General features: G+C 64.1%; 24 protein-coding genes. 14 read left to right on the forward strand and 10 right to left on the reverse strand.

The window, feature by feature from the left end; genetic code table 11:
- Positions 1–44 precede the first annotated feature (44 nt).
- The gene (locus YU3_RS0121520) at positions 45–602 is read left to right on the forward strand and encodes a GNAT family N-acetyltransferase (protein ID WP_027168192.1); all 558 of its coding nucleotides are present in this window, start codon (positions 45–47) and stop codon (positions 600–602) included.
- A gap of 1 nt (position 603) precedes the next feature.
- Here YU3_RS0121520 and YU3_RS0121525 read toward each other — a convergent pair whose 3' ends face one another.
- The 3 genes from YU3_RS0121525 to YU3_RS0121535 all read right to left on the reverse strand — a co-directional run bounded on the left by YU3_RS0121525 (position 604) and on the right by YU3_RS0121535 (position 4024).
- Complete coding sequence (locus tag YU3_RS0121525) at positions 604–1785, reverse strand: MFS transporter (protein WP_027168193.1); 1182 nt, start codon at positions 1783–1785, stop codon at positions 604–606.
- A 181-nt stretch (positions 1786–1966) separates the two neighbouring features.
- Positions 1967–2176 (reverse strand): DUF2061 domain-containing protein, encoded by a 210-nt coding sequence (locus YU3_RS0121530; RefSeq protein WP_027168194.1) that lies wholly within the window; start codon positions 2174–2176, stop codon positions 1967–1969.
- Between the two features lie 186 nt (positions 2177–2362).
- Positions 2363–4024 carry a Na/Pi cotransporter family protein gene (locus YU3_RS0121535; RefSeq protein ID WP_027168195.1) on the reverse strand — a complete coding sequence of 554 codons (1662 nt, stop codon included), beginning with the start codon at positions 4022–4024 and terminating at the stop codon, positions 2363–2365.
- Positions 4025–4385: 361 nt separating this feature from the next.
- Here YU3_RS0121535 and YU3_RS0121540 point away from each other — a divergent pair, with 361 nt between their 5' ends.
- The 6 genes from YU3_RS0121540 (at position 4386) to YU3_RS0121565 (ending at position 11125) form a co-directional block, all read left to right on the forward strand.
- Positions 4386–4748, forward strand: coding sequence for an RcnB family protein (locus tag YU3_RS0121540; RefSeq protein WP_027168196.1), 363 nt, complete (start codon positions 4386–4388; stop codon positions 4746–4748).
- Between the two features lie 139 nt (positions 4749–4887).
- Positions 4888–6825, forward strand: a complete 1938-nt coding sequence (gene dnaG / locus YU3_RS0121545; protein WP_027168197.1) for a DNA primase — start codon at positions 4888–4890, stop codon at positions 6823–6825.
- A gap of 428 nt (positions 6826–7253) precedes the next feature.
- Positions 7254–9281 (forward strand): RNA polymerase sigma factor RpoD, encoded by a 2028-nt coding sequence (gene rpoD / locus YU3_RS0121550; protein ID WP_027168198.1) that lies wholly within the window; start codon positions 7254–7256, stop codon positions 9279–9281.
- Between the two features lie 206 nt (positions 9282–9487).
- Positions 9488–9781 (forward strand): GYD domain-containing protein, encoded by a 294-nt coding sequence (locus YU3_RS0121555; protein WP_027168199.1) that lies wholly within the window; start codon positions 9488–9490, stop codon positions 9779–9781.
- A gap of 92 nt (positions 9782–9873) precedes the next feature.
- Entirely contained in the window at positions 9874–10254 is a 381-nt protein-coding gene (locus YU3_RS0121560; protein WP_027168200.1) for a DCC1-like thiol-disulfide oxidoreductase family protein, read from the forward strand.
- 211 nt (positions 10255–10465) lie between these two features.
- Positions 10466–11125 (forward strand): PadR family transcriptional regulator, encoded by a 660-nt coding sequence (locus YU3_RS0121565; RefSeq protein ID WP_027168201.1) that lies wholly within the window; start codon positions 10466–10468, stop codon positions 11123–11125.
- Positions 11126–11204: 79 nt separating this feature from the next.
- On the opposite strand, the gene YU3_RS0121570 is transcribed toward YU3_RS0121565, so the two are convergent.
- A complete protein-coding gene (locus YU3_RS0121570) occupies positions 11205–11465 on the reverse strand; it encodes a YiaA/YiaB family inner membrane protein (protein ID WP_027168202.1) in 261 nt (86 codons plus the stop codon).
- A gap of 44 nt (positions 11466–11509) precedes the next feature.
- Positions 11510–12187, reverse strand: a complete 678-nt coding sequence (locus YU3_RS0121575) for a PspA/IM30 family protein (RefSeq protein WP_027168203.1) — start codon at positions 12185–12187, stop codon at positions 11510–11512.
- A 177-nt stretch (positions 12188–12364) separates the two neighbouring features.
- On the opposite strand from YU3_RS0121575, the gene YU3_RS0121580 reads away from it, so the two are divergent.
- Positions 12365–13006 (forward strand): TetR/AcrR family transcriptional regulator, encoded by a 642-nt coding sequence (locus YU3_RS0121580; RefSeq protein ID WP_027168204.1) that lies wholly within the window; start codon positions 12365–12367, stop codon positions 13004–13006.
- A 52-nt stretch (positions 13007–13058) separates the two neighbouring features.
- Complete coding sequence (locus YU3_RS0121585; RefSeq protein WP_027168205.1) at positions 13059–13352, forward strand: HlyU family transcriptional regulator; 294 nt, start codon at positions 13059–13061, stop codon at positions 13350–13352.
- A 47-nt stretch (positions 13353–13399) separates the two neighbouring features.
- Here the strand turns inward: YU3_RS0121585 and YU3_RS0121590 are convergent, their stop codons facing one another.
- Positions 13400–14332: a 3-keto-5-aminohexanoate cleavage protein gene (locus tag YU3_RS0121590; RefSeq protein WP_027168206.1), complete on the reverse strand. Its 933-nt coding sequence runs from the start codon at positions 14330–14332 to the stop codon at positions 13400–13402.
- 336 nt (positions 14333–14668) lie between these two features.
- Positions 14669–15307 carry an FMN-dependent NADH-azoreductase gene (locus YU3_RS0121605; RefSeq protein WP_027168208.1) on the reverse strand — a complete coding sequence of 213 codons (639 nt, stop codon included), beginning with the start codon at positions 15305–15307 and terminating at the stop codon, positions 14669–14671.
- Between the two features lie 111 nt (positions 15308–15418).
- Between YU3_RS0121605 and YU3_RS0121610 the strand changes: the two genes are divergently transcribed.
- Positions 15419–16366, forward strand: a complete 948-nt coding sequence (locus YU3_RS0121610) for a LysR family transcriptional regulator (protein WP_027168209.1) — start codon at positions 15419–15421, stop codon at positions 16364–16366.
- Here the strand turns inward: YU3_RS0121610 and YU3_RS0121615 are convergent.
- Positions 16308–16934 carry a TetR/AcrR family transcriptional regulator gene (locus tag YU3_RS0121615; protein ID WP_027168210.1) on the reverse strand — a complete coding sequence of 209 codons (627 nt, stop codon included), beginning with the start codon at positions 16932–16934 and terminating at the stop codon, positions 16308–16310. The two genes, YU3_RS0121610 and YU3_RS0121615, sit on opposite strands and share 59 nt — an antisense overlap.
- A gap of 66 nt (positions 16935–17000) precedes the next feature.
- On the opposite strand from YU3_RS0121615, the gene YU3_RS0121620 reads away from it, so the two are divergent.
- Positions 17001–17426 (forward strand): VOC family protein, encoded by a 426-nt coding sequence (locus tag YU3_RS0121620; protein WP_027168211.1) that lies wholly within the window; start codon positions 17001–17003, stop codon positions 17424–17426.
- Positions 17427–17442: 16 nt separating this feature from the next.
- Here YU3_RS0121620 and YU3_RS0121625 read toward each other — a convergent pair whose 3' ends face one another.
- Positions 17443–18390, reverse strand: a complete 948-nt coding sequence (locus tag YU3_RS0121625; RefSeq protein WP_027168212.1) for a trypsin-like peptidase domain-containing protein — start codon at positions 18388–18390, stop codon at positions 17443–17445.
- 218 nt (positions 18391–18608) lie between these two features.
- Here YU3_RS0121625 and YU3_RS0121630 point away from each other — a divergent pair, with 218 nt between their 5' ends.
- From YU3_RS0121630 to YU3_RS0121640, 3 genes are all read left to right on the forward strand, one after another.
- Complete coding sequence (locus tag YU3_RS0121630; protein WP_027168213.1) at positions 18609–19484, forward strand: S1C family serine protease; 876 nt, start codon at positions 18609–18611, stop codon at positions 19482–19484.
- 8 nt (positions 19485–19492) lie between these two features.
- Complete coding sequence (locus tag YU3_RS0121635) at positions 19493–20140, forward strand: LuxR C-terminal-related transcriptional regulator (RefSeq protein ID WP_051334022.1); 648 nt, start codon at positions 19493–19495, stop codon at positions 20138–20140.
- Positions 20141–20348: 208 nt separating this feature from the next.
- Positions 20349–21215 carry an NAD(P)-dependent oxidoreductase gene (locus YU3_RS0121640; RefSeq protein ID WP_027168215.1) on the forward strand — a complete coding sequence of 289 codons (867 nt, stop codon included), beginning with the start codon at positions 20349–20351 and terminating at the stop codon, positions 21213–21215.
- A 126-nt stretch (positions 21216–21341) separates the two neighbouring features.
- Here YU3_RS0121640 and YU3_RS0121650 read toward each other — a convergent pair whose 3' ends face one another.
- Complete coding sequence (locus YU3_RS0121650) at positions 21342–21857, reverse strand: TIGR00645 family protein (protein WP_027168216.1); 516 nt, start codon at positions 21855–21857, stop codon at positions 21342–21344.
- Between the last annotated feature and the right edge of the window lie 342 nt (positions 21858–22199).

The raw sequence follows: 22199 nt of genomic DNA on the forward strand, positions 1-22199 counted from the left end.
CCGTGTGACGGTTATGCCTGCCGGTCTCGACACGGAAACGAGCCATGATCGAAATCGTCAAGCCCGCGCTCGAACATCTGCCGTCCTACAAGGCGGCGCTGCAGCGCGGGTGGTCGCCCGACAATGTGCGGCTTCTGGAAGCGACGCGCGAGCAGCTAGAGGCCATTGAGAAGGACCCAGTTCAATTTCTCGCCGATCTCGACGACCCCGAGGCGAAGGGACCGCCCGTCACTTTGCCCGACGGCACCAAGGTCGCGCGGCTGCCGGGCTTCCGGCGCTGGATCTGGGATGGCGAGGCCGCCGGCTCGATCGGGTTTCGCTGGCAGAAGGGCACGTCGGTGCTGCCTTCGCATGTGCTTGGCCATATCGGCTATGCGGTGGTGCCATGGAAGCGGGGCCGCGGCTATGCGACCGAGGCGCTGCGGCTGATGCTGGACGAGGCGAGGGCGGTCGGCCTCGATCATGTCGAGATCACCGCGAAGCCGGGCAATCCTGCTTCGCACAGGGTCATAACGGCCAATGGCGGCAGGCTGGTCGGCCGCTTCTTCGAGGACGCAGCCTATGGCGGTGCGGAGAGCCTGAGATTCCGGATCGATCTTTAGTTTACTCGGCTGCCGCCGGCAGCGGCGGCGTCGCGCGGCTGCGCCATTCCCAGGCCTGCGAGGCGACAGCCACCACCACCGCCACAGACATGGCTAAAACGCCGGCGAGCGGCAGGCTGCGATAACCGTAGCCGGCATTGAGCATCGCCGCGCCAAGCGACGCGGCGAGCGCGATGCCGACATTGAAGCCGGACGGGATGAGCGAAGAGGCGAGGTTCGAGGCGTCGGCGGTCCAGGCCAGGATGCGGGTCTGGATCGGCGCGCCGATGGCAAAGTTGAGACCGCCCCATATGACGATCGCGACGATCATCGGCACCGGGTAAGGGCTGACGGCGTAGATGACGGCCAGCATGACCGCCTGCAAGAAGAGCATGGCGATCAGAGACGGCATCAGCTTCCAGTCGGCAAGCTTGCCGCCGACAAAGACGCCGATCGTGGCGCCGACGCCGTTGAGCAAAAGCACAAAGGGGATCAGGCTCTCGTCGAGGCCGGTGACCTCGAGCAGGGTCGGCGTGATGTAGGTGAAGAGGCCGAACTGGCCGATCATCAGCATCAGCATGAGGATCAACGACGTCCAGACCTGCTGGCGGCCAAGCACGCGGACCTCCCGGGCCAGCCCAGCCGGCCGGTTGGCGGCGCCGGCCGTACGGGGCAACAGCGCCAGCATGGCGACAATCGCGACGATGCCCAGTGCGCCCATCACCCAGAAGGTCGCGCGCCAGCCCCACAGGCTGCCGATCGCGGTGCCGGCCGGCACGCCGATGACATTGGAAACCGTCAGGCCGGACAGGATCACCGCGACTGCCCTGCCGCGCTGGTCCTCGCGCACCAGGCTGACCGCAACCACCATGGCGACGCCGAAATAGGCGCCATGCGCGACCGCGATCGCGACGCGCAGGAAAAGCATCGAGGTGAAATCGGGCGCCAGCGCGCAGGCCGCCTGGCCAAGGGTGAACGCAATTGTCAGCCCAATCAGCAACGTCTTACGCGAAACCTTGCCGGTGGCTAAAGCCAGCAGCGGGCCGCCGATGGCAATGCCGCAGGCATAGCCGGAGACGAGATAGCCGGCGGTCGGTATCGAAACGCCAAGGCCCTGCGCCACCTCGGGCAGCACGCCGGCGATGACGAATTCGGTTGTGCCGAAGGCGAAAGCGGCAAGGAAAAGGGCAATCAGTGGCAGCATGCTTCAAAACATATGCGAGGAATGCACGCCTCAAACCACGCTTGGGTCGGTCCGGCAATGCAGAAATTGTCGATGCCGCTTTAGCTTTTCTTGAGCGTCGGGCCTGAAGCGCGTCGCGCGTTAGGCCTTTTTGTGCATGTCGTGTTCGCAAAACCGCCGGCACGCTTTTGCGCGACACGCATCAGATGGGCGTTTTGCGCCCATAGGGGATCTTCAGCCAGGCCCGCTCGTGCAGATAGTAAAGCAGCGACTTGGTGAGGACTTCGGTAAGCCCGATCGTGGCCGCGAGCTTGATGCTGCCGGTGACCACCAGCGATATGATCATCGTGTCGATCGTGCCGGTGGCGCGCCACGAAAGCGCCTTGGCGAAGCTGCGCGAATGCGTGTCCATCGACCGATCGTCCTCCCAACAGGTCCTCGGGCGATCCTTAGCTGACAGGAGCGAGGATGAGCAAAGATTTTGTTCGGTCCGGCGTGAGGGCGCGGCCGATGCGACGGCCCTGTCCTCCTGCTTTCCCGACGGAAGGCTACGGCGAAGCCGCCGAGCCTGACCGTTCCACACTTTTCCTGAATTGCCCTAGCTGGCCTTCAACCGCGAGCCGCCGAGCAGGCCGCGCTCCTCCAGCACCGGGTAGGCCATGGAGGCAAGCAGCGAATTGATCTGCTTCAGGTCGCGGATGGTGTCGAGGTGGATCGAGCTGGTCTCGACGCTCTTGGCGGTGCCGTCGCGCAATCGTACAAAGTGGCTCGCGCTGGTCTCTTTCTCGCGCTCTCGCAGCAGGTCCTTCTCCAGCACCAGCTGGCGTGCGGTTTCCGGATCGCGCGAGACGAGCACGTTGAAGGCAAGCCGCGCGTTGGCCAGCACCGAGGCATGGAAGGCGCAAAGCTCGCGCCAGCCCTCGGGTGTGAATTCCAGCCCGCGCTCCAGCTTCTTCCTGACATGCACCAGCATGTTGCGCACGATGATGTCGCCGACCTGCTCCAGCTTGACGCAGGCGCCGATCAGCTCTTGGCAGCGCAGCGCCTCGTCCTCGCTCAAGGGGTTCTTGGTGACCTTGGCGAGATAGAGCTTTATCGCCGCGTGCTTTCTGTCGACACGGTCGTCGAGCGCCGCAAGCGCCTTGATCTTGTCGCCGTCTGCGCTCTCGTAAAGCTCGATGATACGCTTCAGCATGATCTCGACCGTCTCGCAGACCCGCACCACCTCGCGCGCGGCGTTGGCCAGCGCCTGGCTCGGCGTGTCGAGCGCGCTCTCGTTCAGCGCCGACAATTCGACGACATCGAGCGCTGCCGGCGCTGGCCCGGTGCCGAGCGCCACGATCTTCTCGGAAGCGCGATAGACCAGGCCGGCGAGCGGCAGCCCGGCAAGCAGGATGATCACGTTGAACAGGATATGGGCGTTGACGATCTGATCCGGCCCGGTCGCGCCGAGAAAGCCGACCGGCGGCTTCAGCGCCATGAACAGGATGAGCATGACCAGCGAGCCCATGCCGCGCATCAGGAGGTTGCCGACCGGCACGACGCGCACGCCCGGATCGGCATTTCGGGTAAGCAACGGCGCGATGATCGAGGAGCCGAGATTGACGCCGAGCACCAGCACGATGCCGAGTTCAGGCGGGATGAAACCGCGGCCGGCCAGCGTCACCATCAACAGCACGGCGGCGATCGAGGAATGGAACAGCCAGGTGATCAGGGCGGCGAGAAGATAGGCGGTGACGAAATCGCCAGAGAAATAGTTGACGATCATCGGCATCAGCGTGCTCTGACGCAGCGGCTCCGAAGCCTGGCCGATCATCTCCAGCGAGAGCAGAAGCAGGCCGATGCCGACGAGGATACGGCCGAACTGGCGCCAGTTGCGCCGCTCGGTGGCCATGAACATGACGGTGCCGGCGACGAGGCAGATCGGCACCAGAAGCGACAGGTCGAAGGTCAAGAGCTTGACCACCAGCGCCGAGCCGATCTCGGCGCCGCGCACTGCCAATTGCCCCGCCGCGCCGGAGACGATACCGGCGCCGGCGAAGGAGCCGACCAGCAGCGTCACCGCGGTGGAACTCTGCAGCGCAATCGCCAGCCCGCAGCCGGCCAGTACCGCCATGATCGGATTGCGCATGGTGGCGCGCAGCTTGTGGCGCAGCACGTCGCCATAGGCACGCTCGACGCCGGTCTTCACCAAGCGGGTGGCAAAAAGCATCAGCGCCACCGCGCCGGCAAGGTGCAGAAGGACAACGGAGCCGCTCATGCCCGGCCTCGCGATGAGGCGGCAGGGAAGGGGGAAAGGGCACGAATCGTTAGCATTTCAGCGGCCGAGATTACTCCAAACAATTTTAGCCGAGTAATAAATTATGCCTGATTTTGCCGACGTTCGGCGCACGACGGCGTGTGTCGGAAATGGACGAAAGGCGCATTGGTTGCATGCGGGAGGCGGATCGAGCGGCAATATCGCGCGGGCGCCAGGCAGAATGTCGGTCCAGCTCATGCAAGTTGTTGAAGTTGCTTTTATAAGCATTGGAAATCATTACAGAATTGTAATCAAGACGTTCAGTTTCGGTTCATGCTGGTCCGGTTATCTCCTGCCTATCGACAACCAAGGAGCACCGACCATGAAGCGTCTCATACTTTCCGCCGTCACCGCCTCGATGCTGGCCGCCTCGGCCTTTTCCGGCCAGGCCGCGCCGCTCGCCCAGCCGAGCGCGTCCCAATCGAACTATACGCAGGTCGACTGGCAGAAGCCCGGCAGGCATGTCGACAAGCGAGTCGTGAAGAAGAAGGTCATCGTCAAGCGCAGCCATTGGCGCAACGGCCAGAGATATTCCAACTGGAGGCGTCACCAGCCGGTCCGCGACTGGAACCGCTATGGCCTGCGCCGCCCCGGCCCCGGCCAGGAGTGGATCCGCGTCGGCAACGATTATGTGCTGGTCAGCATCCTCTCCGGCATCATCTTCGGCGCGATCGCGACGCAGTAATCCGCGACAATCCGGAAATCCAGCAGAAGGCGGCCGCCTGGCCGCCTTCTTTTCGTCTTGTGAAAAGCGGGTACGATGGGCCGGACAGAGTCGCCGCGCCCGGTCGGCTTGATTATATGGAGGGCAAACGAGTTTCCCGATGCGCTTTCCGCCCGCCTTCCTCGACGAGATACGCGACCGCGTGCCGATTTCATCCTTGATCGGCTTGCGCGTCGCATGGGACAGGAAGAAAACCAATGCCCCGCGCGGCGACTATTGGGCCTGCTGCCCGTTCCACGGCGAGAAAAGCCCGTCCTTCCACTGCGAGGACAAGAAGGGCCGCTATCACTGCTTCGGATGCTCGGTGTCGGGCGACCATTTCAAGTTCCTGACCGAGCTCGAGGGAATAAGCTTTCCCGAAGCGGTCGGAAAGGTCGCCGAGATGGCCGGCGTGCCGATGCCGGTGCGCGACGCCCAGGAAGAACGGCGCGAGAAGGAACGCGCCAGCCTGACCGACGTGATGGAAATGGCGACTGCCTTCTTCCAGGAGCGGCTGCAAGGACCCGAGGGCGCCAAGGCGCGCGCGTATCTGCGCGACCGTGGGTTGACACCGGCGACGCAGCAATCGTTCCGGCTGGGCTACGCGCCCGACAGCCGCAACGCGCTCAAGGAACACCTCGCCGCCAAGGGCGTTCCAAAGGCCGACATTGAGGCCTGCGGACTGGTAAGGCACGGCGACGATATCCCGGTCTCCTATGACTGGTTCCGCGATCGCATCATGTTTCCCATCCCCGATTCACGCGGCAAGATCATCGCCTTCGGCGGGCGGGCGCTGGCACCGGATGCGCTGGCCAAATACATGAACTCGCCGGATACCGAGCTCTTCCACAAGGGCAATGTGCTCTACAATTTCGCTCGCGCCCGCAAGACGCTCGCGAAAGGCGGCACGGTGATTGCCGTCGAGGGCTATATGGACGTGATCGCGCTGGCGCAGGCCGGCTTCGAGAATGCCGTGGCGCCGCTCGGCACCGCGCTCACCGAAAACCAGCTCGAGCTTCTGTGGCGCATGGCGCCCGAGCCGATGCTGTGCTTCGACGGCGACCAGGCCGGGCTGAAGGCGGCATGGCGCGCCGCGGATCTGGCGCTGCCGTCGGTGCAGGCCGGGCGCCGGGCGCGCTTTGCGTTACTGCCGGAAGGCAAGGACCCCGACGATCTGGTCAAGGCCGAGGGACCGGACGCGTTCCGCGCCGTGCTTGCCGACGCGCGGCCGCTGGACGAACTGTTGTGGATGCGCGAGACGGCGGGCGGTGTCTTCGATACACCGGAGCGGCGAGCGGAGTTGCAAAAGACGCTGCGGGAGTTGACCAGCCGCATTCGCGACGAGAGCGTGCGCTATTACTACCAGCAGGCAATGGACGAGCGGGTGCGGAACTTCTTCGGCGCCCAGCGCAATGTTCGGCAAGGTCGTCAGGATTGGAAACCGGGGCAGAAGAAGCCAGCACCCGGCGGGCAGTTCGCGAAAGGCGGCGGGGTCGGCGCGCGCGCCGCGATCACCGAGAGCTTGGGGCGTTCGGCGCTGGTCAAGCGTGGCAGCGAAGGGATGTCGGTGCGCGAGGCGACGATCATCGTGGCGCTGGTCAACCATCCGGCGCTGATCGATGAGAATTTCGCGCATGTCGAATTCCTCGACCTTGCCAATTCGGATTTGCGCAAGCTCCATGTCGCCATCCTCGACGCGATGGCGCATGACGCAGCCGACGATCGCGGCGCGGTTATCGCCACCATCGAGCGCGTCGGCTGCGGCGGCATCTGGGAGCGGGCCGTGGAACTGATCAAGCGCGCGCGGCAGTGGCCGGCGCTCGAAACCGCGGCGCTCGACGATGCCCGCGACGCCTTCAACCAAGCGCTGCACTTGCAGCGCAGCGCTCGCACCTTACATAGAGAGCTGAAACAGGCGCAGGCGGCGCTCGATGCAGACCCTTCGGACGAAAACTTCCGGCATCTCGTCGAGATTCAAGCGCAATTCAATGATGTGCAGGCAACGGAAGCGCTGATCGAAGGGTTCGGCGTCTCGTCGGGCAGGGTCGGACGCGTTTAGGGTCGAACTGCTCCCAAAAAGCGAAGTGGAAATGCGCAGCGCGTCGAATCGACGCCTCTAAGTCGGGTAATTGATTCGCTTTTTTCATGCGAATCATGCCAGAGGCGCTTGACCTTCTGGCAGATTGGCGGAATCAGGACGATTCGAAACGTTAACCGTACCCCGGCGTCGGCGGAAATTCGAGCCATGCGAGGTACTGGTGATGGCTGGACAGGCAAAGTGCTTGCCCCAGATATCAGGGTTAATCTGGACTTAATGCATGTCGCCCAAAAATGGAAACCCGGTTTTGGGGCAAACGACATACACCAAAGTAAAGAGATGATGCGGTTACTGGGCCGGTAAAAGGCGTTCTGGCGCGAGCGCGCCCGGCATGACCGGTTCGGCAATTTATGCGGCTTCGATACACGGCCGCTTGGAGACGACAAAGAATGGCGACAAAGGAAAAGGAAGAGGTCGAGACCGAACGCGAAGGCGCCACCGATGGCCCTCTGCTCGACCTTTCCGACGATGCTGTCAAGAAGATGATCAAGGCCGCGAAGAAACGCGGCTATGTCACCCTTGACGAGCTCAACGCGGTGCTGCCCTCGGAAGAGACGGATCCGGACCGCATTGAAGACATCAATGCGATGCTCAGCGACATGGGCATCAACGTCGTCGAAGACGACGAGCAAGGCGAAGAGACCGAAGCCGAGCCGGCCGGCGACAGCGAGGAAGACGCCAACGAACTGGCCGAGCAGACCGGCACCGCCGTCGCCGCCACACCCGCAAAGAAAGAACCGACCGATCGCACCGACGATCCGGTGCGCATGTATCTGCGCGAGATGGGCTCGGTCGAGCTTTTGTCGCGCGAGGGCGAAATCGCCATTGCCAAGCGCATCGAGGCCGGCCGCGAAACGATGATCGCCGGGCTGTGCGAAAGCCCGCTGACCTTCCAGGCCATCATCATCTGGCGCGACGAGCTCAACGAATCGAAGATCCTGCTGCGCGAGATCATCGACCTCGAGGCGACCTATGCCGGCCCTGAAGCCAAGCAGGCGCCCGTCGTCGAACGCGTCGAGGAGGCGCCCAAGCCCGAGGAGAAGCCGCGCGGCCGCGCGGCGACACGCGAGGAAGAAGACGACATCACCAATGTCGGCGGCGATACGCGCGGGCTGGAGGAAGAGGAAGACGACGAGGACGAGGCGAGCCTGTCGCTGGCCGCAATGGAAGCGGAACTGCGCCCCCAGGTGATGGAGACGCTCGACGTCATCGCCGATACCTACAAGAAGCTCAGGAAGCTGCAGGACCAGCAGGTCGAGAACCGCCTGGCCGCGGCCGGCACGCTCTCGCCCAGCCAGGACCGCCGGCTGAAGGAGCTGAAGGACCAGCTGATCAAGGCGGTGAAGTCGCTGTCGCTCAACGCCGCACGCATCGAGGCGCTGGTCGAGCAGCTCTACGACATCAACAAGCGCCTGGTGCAGAACGAGGGCAAGCTTTTGCGCCTCGCCGAGAGCTATGGCGTGCGCCGCGAGGAATTCCTCAAGGAGTATCAGGGCTCGGAGCTCGATCCGAACTGGACCCGTTCGATCGCCAACCTGACCTCGCGCGGCTGGAAGGAGTTCACCAAGAACGAGAAGGACGCGATCAAGGAGCTGCGCGCCGAGATCCAGAACCTCGCAACCGAAACGGCGATCTCGATCCTGGAATTCCGCAAGATCGTGAACCAGGTGCAGAAGGGCGAGCGCGAGGCCGCGATCGCCAAGAAGGAAATGGTCGAGGCGAACCTTCGCCTGGTCATCTCCATCGCCAAGAAATATACCAATCGCGGCCTGCAGTTCCTCGACCTGATCCAGGAAGGCAATATCGGCCTGATGAAGGCGGTCGATAAGTTCGAGTACCGCCGCGGCTACAAGTTCTCGACCTACGCGACCTGGTGGATCCGGCAGGCCATCACCCGCTCGATCGCCGACCAGGCGCGCACCATCCGCATTCCGGTGCACATGATCGAGACGATCAACAAGATCGTGCGCACCTCGCGCCAGATGCTGCACGAGATCGGCCGCGAGCCGACGCCGGAGGAACTGGCCGAGAAGCTCGCCATGCCGCTGGAAAAGGTGCGCAAGGTGCTGAAGATCGCCAAGGAGCCGATCTCGCTCGAAACCCCCGTGGGCGACGAGGAGGATTCGCATCTCGGCGACTTCATCGAGGACAAGATGGCGATCCTGCCGATCGACGCGGCGATCCAGGCCAATCTGCGCGAGACGACGACGCGCGTGCTTGCCTCGCTGACGCCGCGCGAGGAGCGCGTGCTGCGCATGCGCTTCGGCATCGGCATGAACACTGACCACACGCTGGAGGAAGTCGGCCAGCAGTTCTCGGTCACCCGCGAGCGTATCCGCCAGATCGAAGCCAAAGCGCTGCGCAAGCTCAAGCACCCGAGCCGGAGCCGCAAGCTGAGAAGCTTCCTGGACAGCTGATACGGAAACGCAACGACACGAAACTGAAAGGGCGCCTCGGCGCCCTTTTTGCGTTTCCGGCTACCTCTCATGCCGCCTTGCCGGAGCTGCCCGACAGGACGATAATTTCAGCGTCGGATGCATTTGTGGGCGACAAGCCGGGTGCCCGCCCGACGCCGGCCGCTAACGGCCGGCGCCTGCTCCGTGGCCCCGGAGGGAGGTGTGCCATGACAACCTACATCGTGCTTATCAACTGGACCGAACTGGGCGCCAAGAATGTGCGGGAGTCGCCGAAGCGGCTCGATGCCGCCAAGAAGCTGCTGGGGGACATGGGCGGCTCGTTCAAGTCGTTCTACCTGACCATGGGCGAATGCGACATGGTCGCCATCGTCGAAGCGCCGGACGATGCGGTGCTTGCCCGCTTCGCGCTGATGCTGTCGTCAGGCGGCAATGTCAAGACGCGGACGATGAAGGCGTTTCCGGAATTCGCCTACCGCGAGATCATCAGCTCGCTCGGGTGAGGTGGCGCTGAAGCTCGCTCGGGTAAAGTGGCGCTGAAGCAGTGATCGGCGCGGCGGTTGCGGAGCCGCGCCGCATCCCCGATAGTCGCGCCATGCCCGAGCCGCCGCTGACTGTCTGGTACAACACACGCTGTCCGGTCTGCGACGCCGGCATCAACCGGCAGAAGCGACGGCTCATCGAAGCGGTCAAGGCGGGCCGCGTGGAATTCCGCGACATCAATTTCGAACCGGCGGCGCTTTCCGCTTTCGGCGCTTCGCTGGAGGATATCCGGCGCCGGCTGCACGCGACCGATGCCGAAGGACGGCTGCTGGTCGGCGCCGATGTCGCGATCGCGGTCTGGCGGCTCACGCCGGGCGAGGGGTGGCTGGCGATCCTGTTCGGCAACCCTGTCGCGCTGCCGCTGACGCGCTTTGCCTATGACCGCTTCGCGGACCTTCTCTACGCCTGGAACCGGCGCAAGGGTCGCTGGTAGGCGGCTCCGTCGCCCGCATCTATCTCTTTGTTTTGACGCAATTCCGGACGGAAAGGCTACGGCGAAGACGCCGAACCTAACCGCTCACACTTTTCCTGGAATTGCCATGGGTCTTGGCGTTGCCTGCGATACATCTTAAGATATATCTTGACCTCGAGACAGCTGCGCCCTACTTAAGATGTATCGTAAGATATAACTCAAGGAGCAATCCATGCACAGACACAACCATTTCGGCGAGCGCATGTTCATGCATATGGCCGGCAAATTCGGCGGGCGCGGCGGCGGTTTCGGCCCGTTCGGCCATGGCGGCAGGGGCGGCGGGCGTGGCGGCCCGGGCGACATGTTCCGCGCCGGGCGCATGCTGGCCGATGGCGATCTGAAGCTGATCACGCTGTCGCTTCTGGCCGAGGCGCCGCGCCACGGCTACGACATCATCAAGGCGCTGGAAGAGCGCACCAGCGGCGTCTACAGCCCGAGCCCGGGCGTGGTCTATCCGACGCTGACCTTCCTGGAGGAAGCCGGCTACGCGGTTTCGTCGAGCGAAGGCAACAAGAAGGTGTTTTCGATCACCGAGACCGGCAAGGCGCATCTCGAGGAGAACCGCGAGATGATCGACGGCGTGCTCGACCATCTCGAGCGGTTCGGCCGCAAGATGGCCAAGGCGCGCGAGTGGTTCGGCTGGGGCGATGATGGCGAGGAAGGACGGCGTGGACGCGGCCGCTCGGAGCAACATGACCGTTTCCGCACCCTGCGCCATCGGCTGCGCGCGGCACTCGGCGACATCGCCGATGCCCCGGAGGACAAGCAGGCCGAGGCGATCAGCATTCTGGAAGACGCCGCCGAGGCGATCGAGGCTCTGTCGCGGCGCTAACGCCAGCGCTGCCCTGTACTTGCAATGAAAAAAGCCCGGAGTGCCCGGGCTTTTTTGTCGATCGGTCAGGAAAGACGGATCAATCCTTACCGACATATTCGCTGATCAGCTTCTCGTTGCGCGCCTTCTCGATCTTGGCCGTGGTCTCGGCGGAGATGCGTTCGTCGGTGCGGTACTTGACCAGGTTCACCAGGCTGCCGGTGAGCAGGAGGACGCCCATGGCCCAGTAGCCCTTGGTCGAGAGGTCGACCGGCGCCAGCCACAGCGACAGGCCGAGCATGAAATAGGCGGCACCCACGGATACCGTATTGAACAGAATGTAGGTCTGATTGCCGTTCATCGTATTGCTCCTTGGATTTGCTCTGTTTCGGGAAAAGTGCGGGTTCAGTTGAGGGACTTCAGGCGTGCCAGGACGTGCTCGGCGCGCACCTTGGTGGCCGGTCCGTAGCCTGCTTCGGCGAGGCGTTCGCGGATCGCCTCGTGGCGCAGCTCGCCGTCGATTTCGTCGAGGATGCCGGCCTCCTCGAACGGATCGCTGCTGTCCTTGATGCGGGCCAGCAGTTCCTCCGCCTCGTTGATGCTCGCGCTGCGGCCGATCGAGCGGTTGAGGCGCGATTGCGCCTTGCGCTCGGCATCGATTGCCTTGGCGGAAATCATGCCCTGGTTGAGATCGATGATGCGGCGATGCGCCCGTTCGACGGATAGGCGCATCCGCAAGGTCTTGTCGCCGAGGCTTTTGACCGTGGCGCGGCGGACCTCGCGCTCGTTCTCGAGTTCGGCGATCGCGGACGCGCCGCCTTCGGCAAGAGCCTGGTTGTTGGCAGAAAGCGCGCTGAGCGTGCGGGTTTCCAGATCGGCGATGCGGCGGTCGAGCTGGTCGAGGCTGGTCTGCTCGGCACGCTGGCGCACGATCAGCGAGGCGAGCGTCTGCTTGGCGGCGGCGAGGCCCGCCTCCGCGTCGCGGATGCGCTGGGCCAGAAGGTCGATCGCGAAACGATCCTTCAGATTGTCCTCGGCCCGTGCGCTGGCGCCGTCCAGCAATGTCTTGATCAGGCTAAGCATGGTCTTCTCCCTGGTTGTGTGAACAATGTTCACGAAGCCAACATATCAGGAAATGAACATTGTTCAAGGGCTATTTTGAACGCTGTTCATGAGGCGCCAGACATGGTAAATGCAACGAAATGGAATGGATTTCCGGGCGAGGCGCCGCGGTACCGCACATAAAGCACAGGAAAGAGCATGGCGCTGGACAAGGAAGAAATGAGCGAGAAGGTGCTCGCCATTGCCGAGGCGCTGCTCAACGAGGGCGGCGCCGACAATTTGAAAGCGCGCACCATCGCCGAGCAAGCCGGCATTTCGGTCGGATCCGTCTACAACCTGTTCGCCGATCTCGACGAAGTGCACCGCGCCGTCAACATGCGTTTGCTCGACCGGCTCGGCGCGACAGGCATAGCCGCCATGGCCGATCTCGAAAGGCAGGGAGTGACCGATGTCCGGCATCGCATCCTGGCGATGGCCGCCGCCTATGTGCGCTTCGTCGAGGCGCATCCCGGCAGCTGGCCGGCGGTGCTTGCCTTCAATCGCCGCCGCGCCACGCGGCCCGGCCCGGATGCCTATGACGCGCTGCTGGATGCGCTCTTCGACATCGTCGCCGGCGTGCTCAAGGCGGGAGATTTCGACCTCGACGACGACCGCCGCGCGCTTGCGGCCCGAACCTTATGGTCGAGCGTGCATGGCATCGTGACCAGCGGCTATGTGGCAAATTCGGACAGCAGGCAGGCCGAGGAGATCTGGCGTCAGGTCGAGCTTCTGGTCGGCGTCTTCGTCAAGGGACTGGAACGCGGCGGCGCATTCGCGCATGCTGGGACAAAGCCTGCGTGAACAAAGGACGCCGTGATTCCTCTTGTGTCCGCGTGAATGGGAGTTTTGAGCAATGTCTTTTCTGAAAAAGCTTTTTGGCGGCGGCAGTAGTGAGGCAACGGAGGCCGGCACTGCCAAGCCGGCGAAGCAGGTCGAGCATAAGGGATTCCTGATCAGCGCCACGCCCTACAAGGCCGAGGGCCAATACCAGACCTGCGGCGTCGTCTCGAAGGAAGTTGACGGCGTGATGAAGGAGCACCGCTTCATCCGCGCCGACCGTTTCGCCGGGCTGGACGACGCCGTCGACATCTCGATCAAGAAGGGCATCCAGCTCGTAGATGAGCAGGGCGAGCGGATTTTCGGATAGATGCGCGGGGGTCGAAGTCTCAGACCCCGCCGGCTCTTCCTTTCAGATCAGAACGAGACCTTGTCGCCGCCCTTGAGCTGCAGGATCTGCCGCGCCTCGTCGGGCGTGGCGATGGAGGCGCCGAGCCCCTCGATGATCTGGCGCACCTTGGTGACCTGTTCGGCGCTGGAGCGGGCGAGCTTGCCCTTGCCGATCCACAGCGAGTCCTCCAGGCCGACCCGCACATTGCCGCCGAGCGCGATCGCCTGCGTGGCGATCGGCAGTTGATGGCGGCCGGCGCCCAGAACCGACCAGTGATAATCGTTGCCGAACAGGCGGTCGGCCGTGCGCTTCATATGGGCGACGTCTTCCGGATGCGTGCCGATGCCGCCGAGGATACCGAACACGCTTTGGACGAAGAACGGCGCCTTCACCAGGCCGCGCTCGACGAAATGCGCCAGCGTGTAGAGGTGGCCGATGTCGTAGCACTCGATCTCGAAGCGGGTGCCGTTGTCGGCGCAGGTGCGCAATATGTGCTCGATGTCGCCAAAAGTGTTGCGGAAGATGCGGTCGCGCGAGGATTCGAGATAGGGCCGCTCCCAATCGTGCTCGAAGGTCTTGAACCGCTCAAGCATCGGGAACAGCGCGAAATTCATCGACCCCATGTTGAGCGACGCCACCTCGGGCGCGAACACCTTCGCCGGCCTGACGCGCTCCTCCACGCTCATCGTCGCGGCGCCGCCGGTGGTGATGTTGACGACGCAGTTGGAGCGCTGCTTGATGACCTGCAGGAACGGGGCGAAGGCCTCGGTCGACTGGTCGGGGCGGCCGTCGACCGGATTGCGGGCGTGAAGGTGGACGATCGCAGCCCCTGCCTCGGCCGCCTCGATGGCGGCGGTGGCAATCTCCTGCGCTGTCACTGGCAGATGCGGCGACATCGACGGGGTGTGGATCGATCCGGTGACCGCGCAGGTGATGATGATCTTGTTCTGGTTTGCCACTTTTGATGTCCTGACTTTCGCTGTTTGACCGCGCCTTATTTGACCGCGCCTTGCGTAATGCCGGAAATGAACTGCTTCGACAGCACGATGTAGAGCAGCGTAATCGGCAGCGCCGCCAGTGTCAGCCCGGTGAACAGCACCCCCCAAATCTGTGGTGAATTCGCCGACGAACACGGTCAGCCCCCGCGGCAGGTGGTCAGCACCAGCGGGAAGAAAAAGTCGTTCCAGATCGGCACCGCGTTCTGGATCGCCACGATCACCAGCGCCGGCCGCGGCGAAATGCAGAAAGAGGCAGGCGCTGGCGGGCGCCTGCCTTTTTCATTCTGGCATCGGAGATCAGGCCGCGACGGCGGCCTGATCGGCATTGGCGGCAGCGATCGCATCGACCTTGGCGGTGGCCTTGGCAAGTGCTGCCGTGACGGCATCTGCGCCCATGCTGACACCCTCGACGCGGATGACTTCGACGTCGGTCATGCCGAGGAAGCCGAGGACGCTGCGCAGATAGGGGACCGCATGGTCCATCTGAACCGCGGCGCCTTCCGAATAGATGCCGCCGGAAGCGAGCACGATATAGACCTTCTTGCCGGTGACGAGGCCCTTCGGGCCGCCGTCGCCATAGGCGAAGCTCTTGCCGGAACGGGCGATGTGGTCGACCCAGGACTTCAACGTCGAGGAGATGTTGAAGTTGATGAAGCCGGTGGCGAGGATCACGGTATCGGCGGCGAAAAGCTCGTCGAGCACGGCGTCGGAAACGCCGACGACTTCAGCCTGGCGCGGCGAACGGGCTTCGGCCGGCGTGTAGATGCCGGAGGCGTAATCGGGGTCGATATGCGGCAGCGGCTTGGCGACCAGGTCACGCACGACAAGCGTGTTGGACGGATCGGCTACAGCCAGCTTCTGAGCGAGATCGGTGGCGACGCGGGTCGAGTGCGAAGCGGCGCCGCGCGGGCTGGAGGTAACAAGCAGAATAGACATGGCGGTCTCCCCTTGGGGTTGGATTTGAACTTCTCCGCCAATATGGGATTGCCCGCCTATCTGGAGAACTGGTATAATTTGCATGGCATCCATCTATAGAGTTGATTGATCATGCAGCCCAATCCAACGCTCGACCAGTTTCAGATACTCATTGCGGTGGCCGACACGGGCAGCTTCTCTGCTGCCGGCCGCAAGCTAAACCGGGCGCAGTCAGTGGTGAGCTACGGCATCGCCAATCTGGAGGCGCAGCTCGGTCTGAAACTGTTCGAGCGCGAAGGCGTGCGCGAACCGCAGCTGACCGATGTCGGCAAGGCGATGCTGGAGGACGCAAGGCGCATGATGGGCGTGTTGCAGCGCATCCGCTCGCGCGCCGACGGCTACCGGCAGGGTCTGGAGGCGGAAGTGGCGATTTCGGTCGACGTGACGCTGCCTTCGCACGCGCTGGTGCGCGTGCTGAAGGCCTTCGAGGCCCAGTTCCCGGCGGTCATGCTGCGCCTCTATATCGGCTCTCTCGGCCTGATCGTCGATCAGGTCGTCAACGGCCAGTCGGATCTGGGCTTCGGCGGGCTGATAGGCGAGGCCGACGTCAATCTGTTGCGCATCGGCTTCATCTCGCTGGTGCCGGCGGCGGCGCCCGACCACCCGCTGGCGAAACTGCCGGGCCCTATCGCCGTCGAGGATCTGCGCGAGCATATCCAGCTCGTTGTTACCGACCAGTCGGAGCGCACGCGCGGGCGCGACTATGGCGTCTTTGCCTACCGCACCTGGCGGCTGACGGACGTGCGCACCAAGCGCGCCCTGATGCGCGAAGGTCTCGGCTGGGGCGGCCTGCCGCGCTGGCTGATTGCCGAAGACCTTGACAGCGGCCGGCTCGTCGAGCTCAACCTCGAACCCTATCGCGAGGTGCGCTCGCCGCTCTATGCCATGCACCGGACCGACCGCAGCCCGAAGCCGGCGGCATCCTGGCTGATCGACGAGTTCAAGCGCGAGCTCGGCTGCTTCAACGAGATGGAGCCGGGGGTGTGGACGGAGGAGGGGCAGGAGACAAGCCGTCCATAAGGGCGATCAGCACCGCACGGTAATCCTCGCCGGAGGCGCCAGCTTCGATGGCAAGGGCTGCGCGATCGAAGGCGGCAGCCAGCACGGCCGTCAGCGCCTCGGCGGGCAGCCTGATCATCGACCGGGCGTGCATCGCCGCGACAAGGCCCTCGCGCAGCGAACGGTTGCCGTGGCGGTTGTCGATCTCGTCCATGGCGGCGCGGCCGAGCACGGCGGGACCGTCAAGCAGCAGGAGGCGGGTGCGGCCGGGCACCCGCATTGCGGCCAGATAGGCGTCCGATCCTGCGATCAGCGCGTCACGCGCCGATAGTGACGGAGGCGAGGCCTGATCGATCTCCGCCGCCACGGCCGCCGCTTCCTGCTCGACGACCGCCGCGAACAGCGCCTGCTTGTCGGCGAAGTGATGATAGAGCGCGCCGCGCGTCACGCCGGCCTCGGCGACGATCTCCGGCGTGCCGGTCTCCGCATAGGATTTTTCCGTAAACAGCTTTCGCGCGGCGCGGATCAAATCGGCGCGCGTAGCTTCGGTGCGATCGCGGTTTGAGCGGCGTCCGGAGTCGTGTTGCATACATACAGCCTGTATGTTATTTGCATTCGCATACAAACTGTATGTTGTGTGAGTGGAGAAAGAAAGATGAAGACGACGAGCTATTATCCGGTGCTGATGACCGGCGATGTCGCGGGCACGGCCGCCTTTTACGTCGAGCATTTCCGCTTCGCGCCGCTCTTCGAGAGCGATTGGTATGTGCATCTTCGTTCGGCCGAGGACAGGCGCGTCAATCTCGGCATTGTCCACGGCGACCATGAGACCATCCCGCAAGAGGGGCGGGGGCGTGCGTCGGGCCTCCTGATCAATTTCGAAGTCCGCGACCCCGATGCCGTTTACGAGCGCGTTGTCGCCGCCGGCCTGCCGATCCTGCGCTCGTTGCGCGACGAGCCCTTCGGCCAACGTCATTTCATCACCAAGGACCCCAATGGCGTGCTGATCGACGTCATCAAGCCGATCCCGCCGAGCGAAGAATTCCTGGCGCAATATGCCGGAGCGGCGGCAGGGAGCTAGGCCGGACGCTCGGGTCTCAGCCCGTCCGCGCCACCGGCATCACCGCCACCTGGCTGACGCCGGTGCGGCGCACGACGGTGCAGAGCGTCTCGCGGCCGATGCGCTCGGCATCGAGCATGCGCACGAGATCGTCGACACCGGTCACCGGCCGGCCGTCGATGGCGGCGATGATGTCGCCTTCCTTCAGGCCGGCCTTTGCGGCGGGACCGTCCTTCTCGACGCTGCGCAGGCGCACAGCCGTGTTGGTGGTCACCTGCGACAGCAGTGCCGCCCGGCGCGGCAGGTTGGTGGTGTCCGCGGAAACACCGATGAAGGCACGGCGTACGCGGCCGAAACGGATGATCTCCGAGATGACGAAATTGGCGGTGTTGGAGGCAACAGCAAAGGCAATGCCTTGCGCGCCATGGATCATGGCGGTGTTGACGCCGATTACCTCGCCGGCCGACGACACCAGCGGTCCGCCGGAATTGCCGGGATTGAGCGCGGCGTCGGTCTGGATGACGTCGTCGATCAGGCGGCCGGTCGAGGCGCGCATCGAGCGGCCGAGCGCGGAGACGACACCGGCGGTGACCGTCCATTCGAAGCCGAGCGGATTGCCGATGGCGATCGCGATCTGGCCGCGGCGCAGGCGCTTGGAATCGCCAAGTGGCGCAACATCGGCGAAGCTGCCGTCGGCGCGCACCAGCGCGATGTCGGTGTCGGGATCGCGGCCGAGCACATGGCCCTCGCGCGCGGCGCCGTCGGGCATGGTGACGCGCACGGCGCGCGCGTCTCCGACGACATGGAAATTGGTGACGACCAGGCCGTCCGGCGCGATGACGAAGCCGGAGCCGTGGCCGCCGGCGCCGATGCGCTCGATCCGGCAGACGGCCGGACCGATGCGGTCGACGGCGTCGGCGACGGATGCCGAGTAGGCGTCAAGCAGAATGTCGTCGGGTGGAAGTTTTTCGGCGGCTAAAGCCATCTGCGTGTTCCCATGTGGAATGATGTTTTTTCCTTGGTGCGTATCGTTGCCCCAAAACCGCGCAGTACTTTTGGGCGACACGCACTATATGTGCGGAGCGACCGCAATTGCCGCGACCTGACCAGATGGCCAGTCCGGCCGGCGACTAGCCGTCAGGCGAGTACCCCCGACGGCGCTATGGAGCGATATCTGGGTCACCGAACCCAGGAGATATTCTTATGAGCGACTTCAACCTCAGTGCCTTTTCCGACGCGATTGCCGATGTCGCGGCCACCGCTGCGCCCGCAGTGGCGAGTTTCGTCACGCACCATCACCGCACCGCGAGCGCCTTCCACTGGCGCGACGGCTTCTTTGTCACCGCCGAGGAGGCGGTCGAAGCCGGCGAGGAGATCGAGCTGACGCTGGCCACGGGCGAAACCGTCAAGGCGGAGCTCGTCGGCCGCGATCCGTCGACGGGCGTCGCCCTGCTGAAGCCGGCTTCCGTCGCCGCCGGTTTACCGCAATTGACCCAGGCCGCCGCCGTGCGGCCCGGCCATGTGGCGATCGCCGTTGGCAACAGCGAAGGCGCCGCGCTTGCCGTGTTCGGCACGATCGGCGAAGTCGGGCCTGCCTGGCGCTCGATGCGTGGTGGCACGATCGACCGGCGCATCAACCTCGCCATCAACACCGGAGGCCGCTTCGAAGGCGGGCCGGTGCTCGACGCCAAGGGTGGCCTCGTCGGCATGCTCCTGTACGGACCGCGCCGTCGCGCGCTGGTGATGCCCTATGAGACGATCGAGCGGGCGGTGGCGACGCTGCGCGAGAAGGGCCATGTCGCGCGCGGCTATCTCGGTGCCGGGTTGCATCCGATCCGCAATGGCGACACCAAGGGCGCCATGGTGATGAGCCTTGACGACAGCGGTCCGGCAAAGGCCGCCGGCCTGCATGTCGGCGACATCGTCGTCGCCTGGAACGGCGAAGCCGTGCACGGGCCGCGCGAGCTTATCCGCAAGCTCGGGCCGGACAGCGCCGGCACGACCGTGACGCTCGGCATTTCGAGCGGCGGCACGCAACGCGACGTGTCGATCACTATCGGCGAGAAGCCGCTGAGCTGAGAGGATCGATGGCGAGCAGCGCGGCACAGACGATTGCGAGACCGGAGCCGGCGATACACCGGCTGACGGTGCTGGTCGCGCTCGGCGATGCCCAGCGCGCCGAGCAACTGGCTGACATGCTCGCGGCGAGCGACGATCTGCTGCCGACGCTCGTAGCCGGCAACATGAACCAAGCGGTGGATGTCGCGGTGACCGATGAGACGGCGTTGGCAAGCCGGGCGATCGGTTCGACCACGCCTGTCGTTCTGCTCTCGCGGCGCGCTGGCAGCGAACAACGGCCCGCCAACGTGCTTGCCGTGTTGCCTATCTCGGCCGACAGCCTGCTGATCGCCGCCGCCTTGCGGCTGGCGGCGTCAGGCTATCGCGTCAGGCGGGCGGGGCCGTCAGAGGTCGCCGCTCACGGCGAATTCCACGGCGAGCTGTCCGAGGAGGAGGCGCCCGACGACAACCAGCCTCGCCCGGCTTTGTCGCCGCGCGAGGCGGAAGTGCTGGCGCTGCTGGCCGAAGGCGCGCCGAACAAGGTGATCGCCCGGCGGCTCAACATTTCGGTGCACACGGCGAAGTTCCATGTCGCGGCCATCCTGATCAAGCTCGGCGCCGCCAACCGCACCGATGCGATCGCGATTGCCATGCGGCAGGGGCTGGTGCTGGTCTAAAGCGCGTCGCGTCGAAACGGATTCAGGCGACGCGCTTTCTAAGCCTTTGTTTTGATGCATGTCGTTGTCCCGGAACCGCTGCGCACTTCTGGGCGACATGCATTAGACCTTTCGGCACGACGCTGGGTAACCTCGGGCTGGCGCGTTGGGCCTTGCGCCATGGCTGTCCGCCGCGCAAGTTGCCTGCCTGTTGCAGAGGGAGGCGAGGATGTCGCTCAACGGAAAGACGCTGTTCATCTCGGGTGGATCGCGCGGCATCGGGCTGGCGATCGCGCTGCGCGCGGCGCGCGACGGCGCCAATGTAACGATCGCGGCCAAGACCGCGGAGCCGCATCCGAAGCTGCCGGGCACGATCTACACGGCGGCCGAGGAGATCGAGCAGGCCGGCGGCAAGGCGCTGCCGGTGCTTTGCGACATCCGCGACGAGGTGCAGGTCGCCGACGCCGTGGCCAAGACGGTCGAGCGGTTCGGCGGCATCGACATCTGTGTCAACAATGCCAGCGCCATCCAGCTCACCGGCACGCTGGAGACCGACATGAAGCGCTACGATCTGATGCATCAGATCAACACGCGCGGCACGTTCCTGGTTTCGAAAATGTGCATTCCGCACCTGAAGTCGGCCAGCAACCCTCATATCCTCAATCTGGCGCCGCCGCTCGACATGAAGGCCAAGTGGTTCAAGAACCACGTCGCCTACACCATGGCCAAGTTCGGCATGTCGATGTGCACGCTGGGCATGAGCGCCGAGTTCGCCAAGGATGGCATCGCGGTCAATTCGCTATGGCCGATCTCCACCATAGATACGGCCGCCGTGCGCAATCTGCTGGGCGGCGCGACGGTGGCGGCGATGAGCCGCTCGCCCGACATCATGGCCGAAGCCGCGCATGCGATCTTCATGCGCCCGTCGCGCGACGCAACCGGAAATTTCTACATCGACGAAGAGGTGCTGCGCGCCGAAGGCGTCACGGACTTTTCGGTCTATGCGCCGGGCGCCAAGGGGCCGCTGGCCGGTGATTTCTTCGTGCCGGACGAGGTGTTCGCCAGGACCGAAACCAACATCAAGAACATCTATTGACCGGGATCACGCGGAACGTTTCTTCATCTCGAAGAAGGACTCGAAGTCGAACGGTTGCGGATCACCTTCGTCGATCGCCTTGCGAAGCCGTTCGAGGCGCAAACGATCTTCAGTCTCTTTCAAAGATCAGTCCCCGATCTTCTTGCCCTTGGCCAGCGCCATCACCCGGTCGATATAGGCAAGCATCAACGCCGAAAAGACGAAGGCCAGATGCATGACGGTCAGCCACATGAGCTGATCGGTCCTGTAGGAAGCGTGGTTGAGGAACACCTGCAAAAGGTGGATGGAGGAGATCGCGACGATGGTCGAGGCGACCTTGACCTTCAGCGAGCCGACATCGATCGTTCCTAGCCAATGGACCTCGCCATCCTGCTCGTCGAAGCGGCTGACGAAATTCTCGTAGCCCGAGATGATCACCATCACCACCAGCGAAGCGACGAGGGCGGCGTCGATCAGCCCGAGCATCTTCAGGATGGTGTCCGTGTCACCGAGCGTGAAGGCGCTCATGACGAACTCGTAGAGCTTCTTGCCGAAGGAGAGCGCGTAGGTCGCCAGCGCCAAGCCGAGCCCCAGATAGAAAGCGACCAGCAGCCAACGCGAGGCAAGGATGACGGATTCAATGGCGAGTTCGAGACGCTTCATGAGATGTTCCGGGCTCTGGCTACTTGTCTTTACGCAATTCCGGACGGAAAGCCGCTGCGCACTTTCCCTGGAATTGCTCTTTGGGGTTCGGCCGTATTTCGGGCAGGCGGGCTCGCTTTTCAAGATAAAAGCCCCGCCGGAGAGGGGGACCGGCGGGGCCATATGTCCCGCTGGAGTCGGGACAGGGCAGGGAACGCCCTACCTTGAATTTGGGTACCGCAATGCGGCGATTCAATGAGCGCGGCGGGACAAGCAGGACAATTCTTCTTGAGTTTTCAAGCACAGGCCCGTCCGGATCCGGACGGGCCCATCTTGTCACGCTGATTCCGAAATCGGGTCAGG

Source organism: Mesorhizobium sp. WSM3224 (assembly GCF_000427725.1).
In the GTDB taxonomy this organism is placed as follows: Bacteria; Pseudomonadota; Alphaproteobacteria; order Rhizobiales; family Rhizobiaceae; genus Mesorhizobium.

Bases quoted from the DNA above. Each gene is read 5' to 3' on its own strand.
- YU3_RS0121520 (WP_027168192.1), top strand. From the start codon at position 45: ATGATCGAAATCGTCAAGCCCGCGCTCGAACATCTGCCGTCCTACAAG.
- YU3_RS0121525 (WP_027168193.1), bottom strand. From the start codon at position 1,785: ATGCTGCCACTGATTGCCCTTTTCCTTGCCGCTTTCGCCTTCGGCACA.
- YU3_RS0121530 (WP_027168194.1), bottom strand. From the start codon at position 2,176: ATGGACACGCATTCGCGCAGCTTCGCCAAGGCGCTTTCGTGGCGCGCC.
- YU3_RS0121535 (WP_027168195.1), bottom strand. From the start codon at position 4,024: ATGAGCGGCTCCGTTGTCCTTCTGCACCTTGCCGGCGCGGTGGCGCTG.
- YU3_RS0121540 (WP_027168196.1), top strand. From the start codon at position 4,386: ATGAAGCGTCTCATACTTTCCGCCGTCACCGCCTCGATGCTGGCCGCC.
- dnaG (WP_027168197.1), top strand. From the start codon at position 4,888: ATGCGCTTTCCGCCCGCCTTCCTCGACGAGATACGCGACCGCGTGCCG.
- rpoD (WP_027168198.1), top strand. From the start codon at position 7,254: ATGGCGACAAAGGAAAAGGAAGAGGTCGAGACCGAACGCGAAGGCGCC.
- YU3_RS0121555 (WP_027168199.1), top strand. From the start codon at position 9,488: ATGACAACCTACATCGTGCTTATCAACTGGACCGAACTGGGCGCCAAG.
- YU3_RS0121560 (WP_027168200.1), top strand. From the start codon at position 9,874: ATGCCCGAGCCGCCGCTGACTGTCTGGTACAACACACGCTGTCCGGTC.
- YU3_RS0121565 (WP_027168201.1), top strand. From the start codon at position 10,466: ATGCACAGACACAACCATTTCGGCGAGCGCATGTTCATGCATATGGCC.
- YU3_RS0121570 (WP_027168202.1), bottom strand. From the start codon at position 11,465: ATGAACGGCAATCAGACCTACATTCTGTTCAATACGGTATCCGTGGGT.
- YU3_RS0121575 (WP_027168203.1), bottom strand. From the start codon at position 12,187: ATGCTTAGCCTGATCAAGACATTGCTGGACGGCGCCAGCGCACGGGCC.
- YU3_RS0121580 (WP_027168204.1), top strand. From the start codon at position 12,365: ATGGCGCTGGACAAGGAAGAAATGAGCGAGAAGGTGCTCGCCATTGCC.
- YU3_RS0121585 (WP_027168205.1), top strand. From the start codon at position 13,059: ATGTCTTTTCTGAAAAAGCTTTTTGGCGGCGGCAGTAGTGAGGCAACG.
- YU3_RS0121605 (WP_027168208.1), bottom strand. From the start codon at position 15,307: ATGTCTATTCTGCTTGTTACCTCCAGCCCGCGCGGCGCCGCTTCGCAC.
- YU3_RS0121610 (WP_027168209.1), top strand. From the start codon at position 15,419: ATGCAGCCCAATCCAACGCTCGACCAGTTTCAGATACTCATTGCGGTG.
- YU3_RS0121615 (WP_027168210.1), bottom strand. From the start codon at position 16,934: ATGCAACACGACTCCGGACGCCGCTCAAACCGCGATCGCACCGAAGCT.
- YU3_RS0121620 (WP_027168211.1), top strand. From the start codon at position 17,001: ATGAAGACGACGAGCTATTATCCGGTGCTGATGACCGGCGATGTCGCG.
- YU3_RS0121625 (WP_027168212.1), bottom strand. From the start codon at position 18,390: ATGGCTTTAGCCGCCGAAAAACTTCCACCCGACGACATTCTGCTTGAC.
- YU3_RS0121630 (WP_027168213.1), top strand. From the start codon at position 18,609: ATGAGCGACTTCAACCTCAGTGCCTTTTCCGACGCGATTGCCGATGTC.
- YU3_RS0121635 (WP_051334022.1), top strand. From the start codon at position 19,493: ATGGCGAGCAGCGCGGCACAGACGATTGCGAGACCGGAGCCGGCGATA.
- YU3_RS0121640 (WP_027168215.1), top strand. From the start codon at position 20,349: ATGTCGCTCAACGGAAAGACGCTGTTCATCTCGGGTGGATCGCGCGGC.
- YU3_RS0121650 (WP_027168216.1), bottom strand. From the start codon at position 21,857: ATGAAGCGTCTCGAACTCGCCATTGAATCCGTCATCCTTGCCTCGCGT.